The organism is Streptomyces sp. NPDC048191 (assembly GCF_040652655.1).
Lineage (GTDB): Bacteria > Actinomycetota > Actinomycetes > Streptomycetales > Streptomycetaceae > Streptomyces.
Genome location: NZ_JBEZMO010000005.1, coordinates 352,279 through 366,511, shown reverse-complemented (window position 1 = coordinate 366,511; position 14,233 = coordinate 352,279). Strand labels below are relative to the sequence as shown.

The window sequence follows — 14,233 nt, the reverse complement described above, 5'->3', positions numbered from 1 at the left end:
CTGATCGTCGACGTCGAGACCAAGCAGGCCATGCGTCCGCGTGACGCCATGGCGTCGGCCGGCAAGACGCTGGTCGAGCTGTTCGGTCTGGCGCGTGAGCTGAACATCGACGCCGAGGGCATCGACATGGGCCCGTCCCCGACGGACGCCGCCCTGGCCGCCGACCTCGCGCTGCCGATCGAGGAGCTGGAGCTCACGGTCCGCTCCTACAACTGCCTCAAGCGTGAGGGCATCCACTCCGTGGGTGAGCTCGTCGCCCGTTCCGAGGCCGACCTCCTCGACATTCGCAACTTCGGTGCGAAGTCCATCGACGAGGTCAAGGCGAAGCTGGCCGGCATGGGCCTGGCCCTGAAGGACAGCCCGCCCGGATTCGACCCCACGGCCGCCGCCGACGCCTTCGGCGCCGACGACGACGCGGACGCGGGTTTCGTGGAGACCGAGCAGTACTGATCGGTCGTTGCCGGTGAGCATCCGCTCATCGGGTTCCTGACCCCGGTACCTGACACGGCCGGGGCAGACACACAGGAGAAAGAAAATGCCGAAGCCCACCAAGGGTGCCCGTCTGGGCGGCAGCGCCGCGCACGAGAAGCTGCTCCTCGCGAACCTCGCGAAGGCGCTGTTCGAGCACGGCCGTATCACCACCACCGAGGCGAAGGCCCGCCGCCTGCGCCCGTACGCCGAGCGTCTGGTCACCAAGGCGAAGAAGGGCGACCTTCACAACCGCCGCCAGGTGCTGCAGGTCATCACGGACAAGAGCATCGTCCACACGCTCTTCACCGAGATCGGCCCGCGTTACGAGAACCGTCCGGGTGGCTACACCCGCATCACCAAGATCGGTAACCGCCGTGGCGACAACGCGCCCATGGCCGTCATCGAGCTGGTCGAGGCGCTGACGGTGCAGCAGAAGGCCGTGGGTGAGGCCGAGGCCGCCACCAAGCGTGCGGTCAAGGAGGCCGAGGAGACCAAGGCCGCGGAGACCACCGAGGCGCCGGCCGAGGAGGCCGCTGCCGAGGAGTCGAAGGACGCCTGAGGCTCTGCCTGACGCGGGAAGCGGGTTCGCCCTTCGGGGCGGGCCCGCTTTCGCGTTTCTTTCCCACGGCGTTCCCCTGAAAGAATTCATGTGTGACTGACGAAGTACAGCCCGGTTTCGTACGCCTGCGCCTCGACCTCTCCTACGACGGCACCGACTTCCACGGCTGGGCCAAGCAGGCCGGCGGCAAGCGGACCGTGCAGGGGGAGATCGAGGACGCCCTGCGCACGGTGACGCGGTCGAAGGAGACGTACGACCTGACCGTGGCCGGACGGACCGACGCCGGCGTGCACGCCCGGGGTCAGGTCGCCCACGTCGATCTGCCCCGGGAGGTCTGGGCGGAGCAGAGCGGCAAGCTGCTCAAACGGCTCGCCGGGCGCCTTCCCAGGGATGTGCGGGTCTGGGCCCTGCGAGAGGCTCCGAGCGGCTTCAACGCCCGTTTCTCGGCGATCTGGCGGCGCTACGCGTACCGGGTGACCGACAACCCGGGAGGAGTGGACCCGCTGCTCCGCAACCACGTCCTGTGGCACGACTGGCCGCTCGACGTGGACGCCATGAACGAGGCCGCGCGGCACCTGCTGGGGGAGCACGACTTCGCCGCGTACTGCAAGAAGCGGGAAGGTGCCACCACGATCCGGACCCTTCAGGAGCTGAGCCTGGTGCGTGGGTCCGACGGGATCGTCACCGCCACCGTGCGGGCCGACGCCTTCTGCCACAACATGGTGCGCTCGCTGATCGGGGCACTTCTGTTCGTCGGGGACGGGCACCGCGGGCCCGAGTGGCCCGGGAAGGTGCTGGCCGCGGGGGTGCGGGACTCCGCCGTGCATGTCGTACGGCCGCACGGGCTGACCCTGGAGGAGGTCGGCTACCCCGCCGACGAGCTGCTGGCCGCGCGCAACAAGGAGGCGCGGAACAAGCGCTCGCTTCCGCCGGCGGGGTGCTGCTGAGCTACCGGTTCGCCGCCGCGGACGCCTGGGCCTGACCGCGGCGGTAGATCTGGTTGAAGATGAACTGCTGCAGATCGTTGCCGGCGCTGAAGACCTTCGTGTCCTTGTTGGTGACGTTCTTGCCGTTGAGGAAGCCGCCGGTGGTGAAGTAGGTGTAGCGGCCGACGGCGTTCGTGGTCGTCAGGCAGACCGCGGAGTCGCAGAAGTTCTTGACGCCCTTGCCGGGCAGGGAACGCACCACGGCGTTCTTCTTGGCCTGCTGCCTGACCTTGGTGGCCTGCGCCTGGTCGTCGAAGACGGCGACGCCGACGGTGACCGCGATGCCGCCGTTGGTGTAGGTCGCGCGGATCAGGCGGGTGCAGCCGCCCGAGCCGAGGATCTTCGGCAGGTTGCCGCTGGCGGCGGAGGCGCAGTTGGTCGTGTCGGCCGTGGCGCCCTTCTTGTACACCGTGTCGCCCATGGTCAGCTGGGTGCCCGGGAAGAGGCTGTCGGCGCTGAGCGGGGCGGTGTCCTTCTTGGCGCTGGCGATGAAGTCGCGCGGGTCCAGCGGCGGCGGGGCGCTGGTGGGCGCGAAGGACGGCGTGGCCGAGCCGCTCGGCACGGAGCCGCTGGCGGGCAGGTTGGTGGGGGTGCCGTGGGCCTCGTTGCCGCTGTTCGCGGAGACCACGGCCATGGCGACGGCCGTGCCTATCGCGACGGTGGCGAGCGCCCCGCCGGCTATGAACAGCAGTTTGCGGCGCTTGTTGCGGGACTCCGAGGCCTCGGCGAGCGCGGCCCAGTCCGGGGTTGCGTCGTCACCGCCGCCGTTCCAGGACTGCTGCTGCGAATGCGGTTTCCAGGGATCCCACTGAGACTGGGGTCCCCCCTGCCCGTAACTCATGGGGCGCATCTTAGACGGGGGCCGGAGGGTGCTGGAGCGAGTCCGGCGGCATGCCTCGTTTGTCCCCCGGTGACGTGTCGATGAGCCTCGTTTTGACCCGTCCCGGCCCCGCCGGGTACCCTGCTTCTTCGTTGTGTATTGGCTTGCTCATTCTCACGGGACGGGCCCTTACACCGGTCCACCGGGCCGATGACCAGCGACCAGCACGCGGTTTGCGTCACCGCTTGTGCGGTCAAGGCTGTCGTGATCGTTTCGGTGACCTGTTCAGGACCATTCACTCGAAGCGAAGGCTACGAACCGTGCGTACGTACAGCCCCAAGCCCGGCGATGTGACGCGCCAGTGGCACGTCATCGACGCTCAGGACGTTGTCCTGGGCCGTCTCGCCACCACCGCAGCGACCCTCCTCCGGGGCAAGCACAAGCCGATCTACGCCCCCCACGTCGACGCTGGTGACTTCGTCATCATCATCAACGCCGACAAGGTGCACCTGTCCGGCAACAAGCGGACCCAGAAGATGGCGTACCGCCACTCCGGCTACCCGGGTGGTCTGCGCTCCGTCCGTTACGACGAGCTGCTCGACAAGAACCCCGAGAAGGCCATCGAGAAGGCCGTCAAGGGCATGCTCCCCAAGAACACGCTGGGCCGTCAGATGCTCTCGAAGCTGAAGGTCTACAAGGGTGACCAGCACCCGCACGCTGCCCAGCAGCCGGTGCCGTTCGAGATCACCCAGGTCGCGCAGTAAGTCCGGCCACCCCCTAAGACTGAAGAGAATCTGAGGAGAATCGTGGCCGAGACCACTGCCGAGCAGCCGCTCGAAGAGCTTGACATCGACAGCTACACCACGGAGTCGGACGTCCCCGTCGAGGGCGAGTACACCTCCGAGTCCCTCGCGTCCCGCTTCGGTGAGCCCCAGCCGGCCGCCGGCCTGGGCCGCCGCAAGAACGCCATCGCCCGAGTCCGGATCGTTCCGGGCACCGGCAAGTGGAAGATCAACGGTCGCACCCTCGAGGACTACTTCCCGAACAAGGTGCACCAGCAGGAAGTCAACGAGCCCTTCAAGGTGCTCGAGCTCGAGGGCCGTTACGACGTCATCGCCCGCATCGCGGGTGGCGGTGTCTCCGGTCAGGCCGGTGCCCTGCGCCTCGGTGTCGCCCGTGCCCTGAACGAGGCCGACGTCGACAACAACCGCGGCCCGCTGAAGAAGGCCGGCTTCCTCAAGCGCGACGACCGTGCGGTCGAGCGCAAGAAGGCCGGTCTGAAGAAGGCCCGCAAGGCTCCGCAGTACAGCAAGCGCTAATCAGCAGCTGCCTGCTCGTACTCCGAACGCCCCGGCGGCACGCCACATGTGCCGTCGGGGCGTTCGTTTATCCCAGCCAAGGGCGTATAACGACACGAGACGCTCAGCCGCTCAACGGCTTGTGTGATCGCAGTTTCCCCAGGAGGACAAGTGGCACGACTCTTCGGCACGGACGGCGTGCGCGGTGTCGCCAACGCGGACCTGACGGCCGAGATGGCGCTCGGTCTGTCCGTCGCGGCGGCCCACGTGCTGGCCGAGGCGGGCACCTTCGAGGGCCACAAGCCGAAGGCGGTGGTCGGACGGGACCCGCGGGCGTCCGGGGAGTTCCTGGAGGCGGCCGTGGTCGCGGGCCTCGCGAGCGCGGGCGTGGACGCGCTGTGCGTCGGTGTGCTGCCGACCCCGGCAGTGGCGTATCTGACCGGCGCGCTCGGCGCCGACCTGGGCGTGATGCTCTCCGCGAGCCACAACGCCATGCCGGACAACGGCATCAAGTTCTTCGCCCGCGGCGGCCACAAACTCGCCGACGAGCTGGAGGACAAGATCGAGGCGGTGTACGAGTCGCACCGGCACGGCGAGCCCTGGGAGCGCCCGACGGGCGCCGGGGTCGGCCGGGTGCGCTCGTACGACGAGGGCTTCGAGCAGTACGTCGGTCATCTGCTGTCCGTCCTGCCCAACCGGCTCGACGGGCTGAGGATCGTCCTGGACGAAGCGCACGGCGCGGCCTCGGGGGTCTCGCCGGAGGCGTTCACCCGGGCGGGCGCCGAGGTCGTCACCATCGGCGCGGACCCGGACGGACTCAACATCAACGACGGGTGCGGCTCGACCCACCTCGGGAAGCTGAAGGCCGCTGTCGTCGAGCACCGTGCGGACCTCGGCATCGCGCACGACGGCGACGCCGACCGTTGCCTGGCCGTGGACCACACCGGCGAGGAGGTCGACGGTGACCAGATCCTCGCGGTGCTCGCGCTGGCGATGCGGGAGCGCTCCGCGCTGCGGTCCGACACCGTCGTCGCCACCGTGATGTCCAACCTGGGCTTCAAGCTGGCGATGGAGCGGGCCGGGATCCGGCTGGTCCAGACGGCCGTCGGCGACCGGTACGTCTTGGAGGAGATGAAGGAGCACGACTTCGCCCTGGGCGGCGAGCAGTCGGGGCACGTGATCGTCCTCGACCACGCGACGACCGGTGACGGCACGCTGACCGGCCTGCTGCTGGCCGCCCGGGTCGCGGAGACCGGGCGTTCGCTGCGGGAGCTGGCGTCGGTGATGGAGCGGCTGCCGCAGGTGCTGATCAATGTGCCGGACGTGGACAAGTCGCGCGTGCGTACGTCGGCCGACCTGGCTGCCGCTGTGACCGAGGCGGAGCGGGAACTCGGCGAGACCGGGCGGGTGTTGTTGCGTCCTTCCGGGACCGAGCCGTTGGTCCGGGTCATGGTCGAGGCGGCTGACATCGAGCAGGCGCGGTCCGTTGCCGGACGGCTGGCCGACGCCGTGAAGTCTGCGTTGGGTTAGTTCTTCGCGTACGCGGTGAGGGCGTGCCGGCGTTGCCGGCAGAGCTTCTGGCAGACGACGAGCAGCGCGGTCAGTGAGCGCGGCGCGAGGCGCGGGCGCCTTCGCATCAGGACGGTGCACGGGCCCGCGAGCGGAACGAACTCCGGGCCCACCGCCGTCGCGCCGACGATCAGCACGGCGTTGTCCAGGACGCCACCGCACGCCGCGCTCACCGTTGGCCAGGGTGATGAAGGCGAGGCGATGGCCTCCACGGCGATCGCACCGGACTCGTCCGGTCCCCGCCGGCGCAGTCCGTGGATGAGGTCGTCCCCCGCCTCGCGGGCCACCGGCGGGATCGCGGGCGGTCCCCGGCGGCACGACGGGATGGATGGTGCCGACCGTCTTCTCGATCAGCCGCACCACCTCGCCCGTCTTCCCGGCCGGGGTGACCAGGCGCGGACCCGGTATGCGTCCGTCCGGCCGGGGCGCCTACAGCTTGCGCAGCCTCAGACGCTGGACCTTGTGGTCCGGGCCCTTGCGCAGGACCAGGGTGGCTCGGCCCCGGGTCGGGGCGATGTTCTCGACCAGGTTGGGCTTGTTGATGGACCGCCAGAGCGTGCGGGCGTAGTCGAGGGCCTCCTCCTCGGAGACCTGGGTGTACTTGCGGAAGTACGAGTCCGGGTTCTGGAACGCGGTCTGCCGGAGCTTCTTGAAGCGGTTGAGGTACCAGCTCTCGATGTCCTCGGCGCTCGCGTCGACGTACACGCTGAAGTCGAAGTAGTCGGCGAGGCCGACCCGGGTGCGGCCGTCCTTGCCGGGCAGCGCGGGCTGGAGGACGTTCAGGCCCTCGACGATCAGGATGTCGGGCCGGCGGACCGTGAGCTTCTGGTCCGGGACGATGTCGTAGATCAGGTGGGAGTAGACGGGGGCCGTGACCTCGTCCTTGCCCGCCTTGATGTCGGCGACGAAGCGGGTCAGGGCCCGGCGGTCGTAGGACTCGGGGAATCCTTTCCGCGACATCAGGCCCCGCGCCTCGAGCTCCTTGGTGGGCAGGAGGAAGCCGTCCGTGGTGACCAGCTCCACGCGCGGGTGTTCGGGCCAGCGGGACAGGAGGGCCTGCAGGAGGCGGGAGACGGTGGACTTGCCGCAGGCCACCGAGCCGGCGACGCCTATGACGAACGGGGTGCCGGACTGGGACCCCTTCTCCCCGAGGAACGTGTTCAGCGCCCCTCTGAGTCCGTCCGTGGCGCCGACGTAGAGGTTCAGCAGCCGGGAGAGCGGGAGGTAGATGTCCCGCACCTCGTCCAGGTCGATCACGTCGCCCAGACCGCGCAGCTTCTCCACCTCCTCGGCGGTGAGCGGCAGCGGCGTCTTGTCGCGCAGCGCGCTCCACTCGGCGCGGGTGAGGTCGACGTAGGGAGTCACCTCCGGCCTGTGCCGGTGGGTGCTCCGGGGCATCGAGGAGACCGGTGAGATCACAGTCCATTGTTAACGGAGTTTGAACGAGGCGGCGGGTGGGGTCCGTCACGCCCACGTACTCGCCGCCGTGCGCGACGGTGCGCAGCACCTCCTGCACGGCCTCGGCGCGCGGCGGTGCCGGGCACGTCGTCCGGCAGCGGGGACTCCAGCAGGAGGCGTACGTCGGTGCCGAGCCGGTGGTCCTCGCACCCACGGTCCCCGTGGGTCCGCTCAGCCCGAAGTCCTCCTCGAAGTCCCTGTAGGACACCTCGCGGTACGGCTCGCTCACCGAGGTCCCCCTGCCGACGGCCATTCGATCACAAGAGGACCTTCGTACGACGGTGGGAATTTCCGATTTCGGGCAGACGGAGGCCCGTTCGGGCCGTTCCCGAGTCGTAGGCTGCGGCGCATGTGCGGAATCGTGGGTTACGTAGGTTCGCAGTCGGCGCTCGATGTCGTGATGGCCGGGCTGAAGCGGCTGGAGTACCGGGGGTACGACTCGGCGGGTGTCGCCGTGCCGGCCGACGGAGGGCTGGCCGCGGCGAAGAAGGCCGGGAAGCTGGTCAACCTGGAGAAGGAGCTGGTCGAACGGCCGTTGCCGACGGGTTCGGCGGGTATCGGACACACCCGCTGGGCCACGCACGGCGGGCCGACCGACGCCAATGCCCATCCGCATCTCGACAACGCGGGGCGCGTCGCCGTCGTCCACAACGGCATCATCGAGAACTTCGCGGTCCTGCGGGCCGAGTTGGCCGAGCGCGGCCACGAACTGACCTCCGAGACCGACACCGAGGTCGTCGCCCACCTGCTCGCCGAGGAGTTCTCGGCGGCCGCCGACCTGGCGGAGGCCATGCGGCTGGTGTGCCGGCGGCTGGAGGGCGCGTTCACGCTGGTCGCGGTGCACGCCGACGACCCCGACGTGGTCGTGGGCGCGCGGCGGAACTCGCCGCTGGTGGTGGGCGTTGGAGAGGGTGAGGCCTTCCTGGCCTCGGACGTCGCCGCGTTCATCGCCCACACGCGGTCGGCGATCGAGCTGGGCCAGGACCAGGTGGTGGAGTTGCGCCGTGACGGCGTGACGGTGACGGGCTTCGACGGCCGCCCGGCCGAGGTCCGCAGCTACCACGTGGACTGGGACGCCTCCGCCGCGGAAAAGGGGGGTTATGACTACTTCATGCTCAAGGAGATCGCCGAGCAGCCCAAGGCGGTCGCCGACACGCTGCTGGGCCGGATCGACCCGTCCGGCTCGCTGACGCTGGACGAGGTGCGGATCAGCCCGTCCGAGCTGCGGGAGATCGACAAGGTCGTCATCGTCGCGTGCGGTACGGCCTTCCACGCCGGGCTGATCGCCAAGTACGCCATCGAGCACTGGACGCGCATCCCGTGCGAGGTGGAGCTGGCCAGCGAGTTCCGCTACCGGGACCCGATCCTGGACGCGCAGTCGCTGGTGATCGCCATCTCCCAGTCCGGCGAGACCATGGACACCCTGATGGCGCTGCGGCACGCCCGCGAGCAGGGCTCCAAGGTACTGGCGATCTGCAACACCAACGGCTCGACGATCCCGCGCGAGTCGGACGCGGTGCTGTACACGCACGCCGGCCCCGAGGTCGCCGTCGCCTCGACGAAGGCGTTCCTGACCCAGCTGGTGGCCTGTTACCTGGTGGCCCTGTATCTGGGCCAGGTGCGCGGCACCAAGTGGGGCGACGAGATCCAGGCGGTGATCAAGGACCTGTCCCGGATCTCGGTGGAGGTCGAGCGGGTCCTGGAGACGATGGAGCCCGTGCGGGCGCTGGCCCGGACGCTGGCCTCGAAGAACACGGTGCTGTTCCTGGGCCGGCACGTGGGCTACCCGGTGGCGCTGGAAGGCGCCCTGAAGCTCAAGGAACTGGCCTACATGCACGCCGAGGGCTTCGCGGCGGGCGAGCTGAAGCACGGTCCGATCGCGCTGATCGAGGAGGACGTGCCGGTGGTGGTCGTGGTGCCGTCCCCGCGTGGCCGCTCGGTCCTGCACGACAAGATCGTCTCCAACATCCAGGAGATCCGGGCCCGTGGTGCACGCACGATCGTGATCGCGGAGGAGGGCGACGAGGCCGTGGTCCCCTACGCCGACCACCTGATCCGCATCCCGGCCACCCCGACCCTGCTGCAGCCGCTGGTGGCGACGGTGCCGCTGCAGGTCTTCGCCTGCGAGCTGGCCACCGCCCGCGGCAACGAGGTGGACCAGCCGCGCAACCTGGCCAAGTCGGTCACGGTCGAGTAGCTCCGTCGGCCGACGAACGAACGGGGCGGCGTACGCCGACGGATGTCGGGGGTACGCCGCCCTGGGGTGGGACGGGGTTGCGGGAGGTGGCCCGCACTCGTGGCGCCTACTTCGCGTCCCGGTCGAACTGTGCCTTCGACCAGCGGTAGCCGAGTGCGCTGAGGCCGAGGGACCAGGCGATGGTGATCCACCCGTTGTCGCCGATCCCGGTGCCGAGGAGGAGTCCGCGCAGGGTTTCGATGGCGGGGGTGAAGGGCTGGTACTCGGCGATGGGCTGGAACCAGCCCGGCATCGAGTGCAGGGGGACGAAGGCGCTGGAGATGAGGGGCAGGATGATCAGCGGCGTGGCGTTGTTGCTGGCGGCTTCGGCGTTGGGGCTGGCCAGGCCCATGCCGACCGCGATCCAGGTGAGCGCCAGGGCGAACAGGACGATCAGCCCGAACGCGGCGAGCCATTCCAGGACCGTGGCATCGGTGGAGCGGAAGCCGATGGCCACGCCGACGGCGCCGACGACGACCACGCTCATGACCGACTGCACGACGCTGCCGATGACGTGTCCGACGAGGATGGAGCTGCGGTGGATGGCCATGGTGCGGAAGCGGGCGATGATGCCCTCGTTCATGTCGGTGGCGACGGACACCGCGGTGCCGACCACGGTGGAGCCGATGGTCATCAGCAGGATGCCGGGCACGATGTAGGCGATGTAGGCCGAGCGGCCCGCGCCGCCGCTCATCGCGTTGCCGAAGACGTAGACGAACAGCAACAGCAGCATGACCGGGGTGAGCAGCAGGTTCAGGGTGAGCGAGGGGTAGCGGCGCGCGTGCAGCAGGTTGCGGCGCAGCATCGTGGACGAGTCGCGCACGGCGAGGGAGAGGGAGCTCATCGCAGGGCCTCCTTGGGCTGGTTGGGCTGTGCGGGCACGCCGGCGCCGCCGGTCAGGGCGAAGAAGACGTCGTCCAGGTCGGGGGTGTGCACGGAGAGTTCGTCGGCCTCGATCGCGGCGGCGTCGAGCCAGTCGAGGACGGCGCGCAGTTCGCGCTGGCTGCCGTCGCTGGGGATCTGCAGGGTGAGCGCCTCGTCGTCGCGGGTGGTCTCGCGCAGCGCGGCGGCGGCGTTCCGGTAGGCGGCCGGGTCGGTGAAGCGGAGTCTGACGTGTCCGCCGGGGATGAGCCGCTTGAGCTCGTCGGCGGTGCCCTCGGCGGCGATCCGGCCGTCGTTGAGCACGGCGATGCGGTCGGCGAGTTCGTCGGCCTCTTCCAGGTACTGGGTGGTGAGGAAGACGGTCGTACCGCCGGCGACCAGCTCGCGGATGATCTGCCACATGGTGTGCCGGGAGCGCGGGTCCAGGCCGGTGGTCGGCTCGTCGAGGAAGATGATCCGCGGCTCGCCGACCAGGGTCATGGCGATGTCGAGGCGGCGCTTCATGCCGCCGGAGTAGGTGGAGGCGGGCTTCTTCGCGGCCTCGGTGAGGTCGAAGCGCTCCAGCAGCTCGGCGGTGACCCGCCGTCCCTCGCGCTTGGAGAGGTGATGCAGGTCCGCCATCAGCAGCATGTTCTCCTCGCCGGTGATCAGCCCGTCGACGGCGGAGAACTGGCCGGTGACCCCGATCGCGGCGCGCACGGCCTGCGGGTCGGTGGCGAGGTCGTGGCCGCCGACGCTGATCCGGCCGGAGGCGGGGTCGGCGGTCACGAGGGTGGACAGGATCTTGACGGCGGTGGTCTTGCCGGCGCCGTTCGGGCCGAGCAGGGAGAAGATCGTTCCCTGCGGGACGGCCAGGTCGACGCCGTCGAGGACGGTCTTGTCGCCGTAGGACTTGCGCAGTCCGTTCGCCGCGATGGCCAAGTCGGTCATGAGAGGTCCCCCTGTTGTGGCTGCGGATCTACAGGCTGCGGGCGGTGATGTCGCCGTGGGCGGTGGTGGCGTGGATGTCGAGCTCGGCGGTGCCGTCGCTCTTGAGGGCGTTGCTGATGCGGCCGTAGGTGGTGCCGGCGTCCAGGGCCGCGGAGACCCCGGGGGCGGCGTCGACGGAGATGTCGCCCTGCTGGGTGCGCAGGGTGACGGTGCCGCGCACGGCCTCGGCGATCCGGATGTCGCCCCTCTGGGTGCTGATCTCCGCGGGGCCGCCCAGGCGGCCGACCGAGACATCGCCGTCGTGGGCGGTGATGCGGGCGCTCGCGGCCTCGTCGAGCTTGACCGAGCGGTAGCCGCCCGAGAAGGCGACGTCGCCGAGGCGTCCGACGCCGCGGAACTCGGCGGCGCCCGCCTTCGCCTCGACGCGGGAGCCGGCAGGCAGCTGGACGGTCACCTCGACGGACCCGGAGTGTCCCAGGAGCCGGTTCTTGGCCTCGCGGGCCTCGATGCGCAGGACGCCGTCCACGTAGGCGACGTCGATCTCCTCGACGGCCTTGACGTCGCGGCTCTTGGCGGCGTTGGCGGGCCGGACCTCGACGGTGGTGTCGGTGCGGTCGGCGGCGATGAGCTGGATGCGTCCGGCGGGGATGTCCAGGACGGCGGTCACCGGGGCGGTGGTGTCGAACTTCTGCATCGTGGGCTCCTTCATCTGGCGCGGGCCCCTTCGGCCCGCTGTTTCCGACAACGCAAACGCTACGTTGCATTCATGGAGTCGGCAACATGCTTGTTGCATAGAAATGTAGTTCTCGCAGCTCAGAAGAAGTATTTCGTTGCAACGGTTCTAGAGGTAATGCAACAGCACGCAGGGCGATCGTTGCAATGGATCGAAAGTGAACGCTATGCTGATGCCAACAGGCACCACGTGCCACACACCGCCACGAAGGAGGCCGCGATGCCAGGAGGCAGGCTCACCCAGCAGGAACGCCAGCAGATCGCGCTGGGCCTGGCCGACGGCCTCGCCTACGCGGAGATCGCCCGACGCCTGGAGCGCCCGACCTCGACCGTCACCCGCGAAGTCATGCGCAACGGCGGCCCCACCGCCTACCGGGCCGACCTCGCCCACCGCGCCACCGAGCGCCGTGCCCACCGCCGCAGGCAGGCCGCGCCCGCGCCCCACGACGCGAAGACGCCCCCGCAGGCCCACGGACGCGACGCCGAGGCGGTGCGCGAGTACGAGGAGACGCTCACCACCGTCTTCATACAGTCGGGCACGCCCAAGATGATGGCCCGGGTGATGGCCTGCCTGATGACCAGTGACACGGGCAGCCTCAGCGCGTCCGAACTCGTCCAGCGCCTGCAGGTGAGCCCGGCGTCCGTCTCCAAGGCGATCACGTTCCTCGAGAGCCAGGGCCTCGCCCGCAGGGAACGCGACGAACGCCGCCGCGAGCGCTATGTCATCGACGACGACGTCTGGTACCAGTCCATGATGGCCAGCGTCCGTGGCACCGCCCAGGTCGCCGAAACCGCGCGGCAGGGCGTCGGCATCCTCGGTCCCGACTCCCCGGCCGCGGCCCGCCTCGAGAACGTCGCGCGCTTCCTCGACTTCGTCTCCGAGAGTCTCGCCCGCGCCGCGGGCCAGGCCCGCGAAGTGCTCCACACGAAACCCGGGGCGCCCGCGGACGCCGCTGCCGCGCCCCGTCCGGAGCGCTGAGCGGAGCCGGCTGCGGTCCGGGCGCTCAGTGGACGGACAGGCCCCCGTCGACGAAGACCGACTGGCCCGTCACATAGGCGGAGGCGCGGCTCGCGAGGAAGACGGCCGCGCCCTCGAAGTCCCCGGCGAGTCCGTTGCGGCCGGTCATGGTGCGGGCGGCCAGGGCGGCGACCTTCTCCGGGTCGGACGACAGCCGTTCGTTGAGCGGTGTCATCACGAAGCCCGGCACCAGGGTGTTGACGGTGACGCCGTACGGCGACCACGCCTCGGCCTGCGAGCGGGCCAGCGACTCCAGCGCGCCCTTGGACACGCCGTAGGCACCGCTCTGCACGAAGGCGCGGTGGGCCTGCTGGGAGGTGACGTGGATGATCCGGCCGAAGCCCCGCTCCGCCATACCGGGCCCGAACCGCTGCCCCAGCAGGAAGGGCGCCTCCAGGTTCACGGCCATGGTGGTGTCCCAGACGTCCTCGCCGAGCTCGTTCATCGGCGGGCGGAGGTTGACCCCGGCGCAGTTGACGAGGATGTCGGGCTCGCCGAAGACACCGGCCGCCTCCTCGGCGGCCGCGCGCACCCCGTCCCGGGTGCTCAGATCGGCCGCGACCCAGGCGGCCCGGCATCCGGCGTCCGTCAACTCCCCGACGGTCTCGGCGAGTTGACTCTTGGTCCGGGCCACGACCACCACGCTCGCACCGGCCCGGGCCAGCGCCCCGGCGATGGCCCGGCCGATGCCGGAACTGCCCCCGGTCACCACGGCGACACGGCCGTCCAGCGAGAACAGGTCGAAGAGGTAGGCATGGGACGTCATGGTCGGAGCGTAGACGGCGCACGCCGGCCCGGGCAGCGGGGTTCCGGCAGCCGGACGCCGGTCCTCCACGCCGACGGGCTGACGCCGCCCCGGTGCGTCCGCTGTCGTGCTCGTAGGGTTCTCGGCATGAGCATCATCGGAGTGGGGATCGACGTCGCCGAGATCGACCGGTTTCGCGCGTCGCTGGAACGGACGCCCGGGCTGGCCGACCGGCTGTTCGTGGAGCGGGAGCTGCTCCTGCCCAGCGGGGAGCGGCGCGGGATCGCCTCGCTCGCCGTCCGGTTCGCCGCGAAGGAGGCCCTGGCGAAGGCGCTGGGAGCCCCGCCCGGGCTGCACTGGACCGACGCCGAGGTGTACGTCGAGGACAGCGGGCAGCCCCGGCTGCGGGTGACGGGCACCGTGGCCGCGCGGGCCGCCGAGCTGGGGGTGCGCTCCTGGCACGTCTCGCTCAGCCACGACGCGGGCGTCGCCTCGGCCGTGGTGGTCGCCGAGGGCTAGGAACACGGCC

At 70.1% G+C, this 14,233-nt stretch carries 16 protein-coding genes and 1 pseudogene; 10 read left to right on the top strand and 7 right to left on the bottom strand.

The features are described 5' to 3' along the window. The 3 genes from AB0D93_RS12180 to truA form a co-directional block, all read left to right on the top strand. The coding region (locus tag AB0D93_RS12180) for a DNA-directed RNA polymerase subunit alpha C-terminal domain-containing protein (RefSeq protein WP_362117207.1) at nucleotides 1-450 on the top strand (450 nt) is incomplete at its 5' end. An 85-nt stretch (nucleotides 451-535) separates the two neighbouring features. Then, complete coding sequence (gene rplQ / locus AB0D93_RS12175) at nucleotides 536-1,030, top strand: 50S ribosomal protein L17 (RefSeq protein WP_362117204.1); 495 nt, start codon at nucleotides 536-538, stop codon at nucleotides 1,028-1,030. 92 nt (nucleotides 1,031-1,122) lie between these two features. Continuing rightward, the gene (gene truA / locus AB0D93_RS12170; RefSeq protein ID WP_362117201.1) at nucleotides 1,123-1,977 is read left to right on the top strand and encodes a tRNA pseudouridine(38-40) synthase TruA; all 855 of its coding nucleotides are present in this window, start codon (nucleotides 1,123-1,125) and stop codon (nucleotides 1,975-1,977) included. Nucleotide 1,978: 1 nt separating this feature from the next. On the opposite strand, the gene AB0D93_RS12165 is transcribed toward truA, so the two are convergent. Next, entirely contained in the window at nucleotides 1,979-2,857 is an 879-nt protein-coding gene (locus AB0D93_RS12165; RefSeq protein ID WP_362117198.1) for a hypothetical protein, read from the bottom strand. 299 nt (nucleotides 2,858-3,156) lie between these two features. Here AB0D93_RS12165 and rplM point away from each other — a divergent pair, with 299 nt between their 5' ends. The 3 genes from rplM to glmM all read left to right on the top strand — a co-directional run bounded on the left by rplM (nucleotide 3,157) and on the right by glmM (nucleotide 5,664). Beyond that, a complete protein-coding gene (gene rplM, locus AB0D93_RS12160; RefSeq protein ID WP_030345455.1) occupies nucleotides 3,157-3,600 on the top strand; it encodes a 50S ribosomal protein L13 in 444 nt (147 codons plus the stop codon). A gap of 42 nt (nucleotides 3,601-3,642) precedes the next feature. Further along, entirely contained in the window at nucleotides 3,643-4,155 is a 513-nt protein-coding gene (rpsI, locus tag AB0D93_RS12155; protein WP_020941689.1) for a 30S ribosomal protein S9, read from the top strand. 150 nt (nucleotides 4,156-4,305) lie between these two features. Beyond that, entirely contained in the window at nucleotides 4,306-5,664 is a 1,359-nt protein-coding gene (gene glmM, locus AB0D93_RS12150) for a phosphoglucosamine mutase (RefSeq protein ID WP_362117193.1), read from the top strand. A 56-nt stretch (nucleotides 5,665-5,720) separates the two neighbouring features. Here glmM and AB0D93_RS12145 read toward each other — a convergent pair. After that, a pseudogene (locus AB0D93_RS12145) lies at nucleotides 5,721-6,111 on the bottom strand (hypothetical protein); the annotation flags it as partial. Between the two features lie 21 nt (nucleotides 6,112-6,132). After that, nucleotides 6,133-7,101 carry a type I pantothenate kinase gene (gene coaA / locus AB0D93_RS12140; RefSeq protein ID WP_362117275.1) on the bottom strand — a complete coding sequence of 323 codons (969 nt, stop codon included), beginning with the start codon at nucleotides 7,099-7,101 and terminating at the stop codon, nucleotides 6,133-6,135. Between the two features lie 56 nt (nucleotides 7,102-7,157). Between coaA and AB0D93_RS12135 the strand changes: the two genes are divergently transcribed. Together AB0D93_RS12135 and glmS are read left to right on the top strand one after the other, a co-directional pair. Then, nucleotides 7,158-7,364 carry a hypothetical protein gene (locus tag AB0D93_RS12135; RefSeq protein ID WP_362117190.1) on the top strand — a complete coding sequence of 69 codons (207 nt, stop codon included), beginning with the start codon at nucleotides 7,158-7,160 and terminating at the stop codon, nucleotides 7,362-7,364. Between the two features lie 146 nt (nucleotides 7,365-7,510). After that, a complete protein-coding gene (glmS, locus tag AB0D93_RS12130; RefSeq protein WP_362117187.1) occupies nucleotides 7,511-9,358 on the top strand; it encodes a glutamine--fructose-6-phosphate transaminase (isomerizing) in 1,848 nt (615 codons plus the stop codon). Between the two features lie 106 nt (nucleotides 9,359-9,464). On the opposite strand, the gene AB0D93_RS12125 is transcribed toward glmS, so the two are convergent. Genes AB0D93_RS12125 through AB0D93_RS12115 form a run of 3 tightly spaced genes read right to left on the bottom strand, consistent with a single transcriptional unit; the run spans nucleotide 9,465 to nucleotide 11,903 of the window. After that, nucleotides 9,465-10,241: an ABC transporter permease gene (locus AB0D93_RS12125; protein ID WP_362117184.1), complete on the bottom strand. Its 777-nt coding sequence runs from the start codon at nucleotides 10,239-10,241 to the stop codon at nucleotides 9,465-9,467. Then, entirely contained in the window at nucleotides 10,238-11,209 is a 972-nt protein-coding gene (locus AB0D93_RS12120; protein WP_362117181.1) for an ATP-binding cassette domain-containing protein, read from the bottom strand. The genes AB0D93_RS12125 and AB0D93_RS12120 overlap by 4 nt, the downstream gene beginning before the upstream one ends. Before the next feature lie 28 nt (nucleotides 11,210-11,237). Continuing rightward, the gene (locus AB0D93_RS12115; RefSeq protein WP_362117178.1) at nucleotides 11,238-11,903 is read right to left on the bottom strand and encodes a DUF4097 family beta strand repeat-containing protein; all 666 of its coding nucleotides are present in this window, start codon (nucleotides 11,901-11,903) and stop codon (nucleotides 11,238-11,240) included. Nucleotides 11,904-12,161: 258 nt separating this feature from the next. Here AB0D93_RS12115 and AB0D93_RS12110 point away from each other — a divergent pair, with 258 nt between their 5' ends. Beyond that, complete coding sequence (locus AB0D93_RS12110) at nucleotides 12,162-12,920, top strand: helix-turn-helix domain-containing protein (protein WP_362117175.1); 759 nt, start codon at nucleotides 12,162-12,164, stop codon at nucleotides 12,918-12,920. 25 nt (nucleotides 12,921-12,945) lie between these two features. On the opposite strand, the gene AB0D93_RS12105 is transcribed toward AB0D93_RS12110, so the two are convergent. After that, a complete protein-coding gene (locus AB0D93_RS12105; RefSeq protein WP_362117172.1) occupies nucleotides 12,946-13,725 on the bottom strand; it encodes an SDR family oxidoreductase in 780 nt (259 codons plus the stop codon). Between the two features lie 126 nt (nucleotides 13,726-13,851). Between AB0D93_RS12105 and AB0D93_RS12100 the strand changes: the two genes are divergently transcribed. Continuing rightward, nucleotides 13,852-14,223 carry a holo-ACP synthase gene (locus AB0D93_RS12100; protein ID WP_362117169.1) on the top strand — a complete coding sequence of 124 codons (372 nt, stop codon included), beginning with the start codon at nucleotides 13,852-13,854 and terminating at the stop codon, nucleotides 14,221-14,223. Nucleotides 14,224-14,233: the final 10 nt, after the last annotated feature.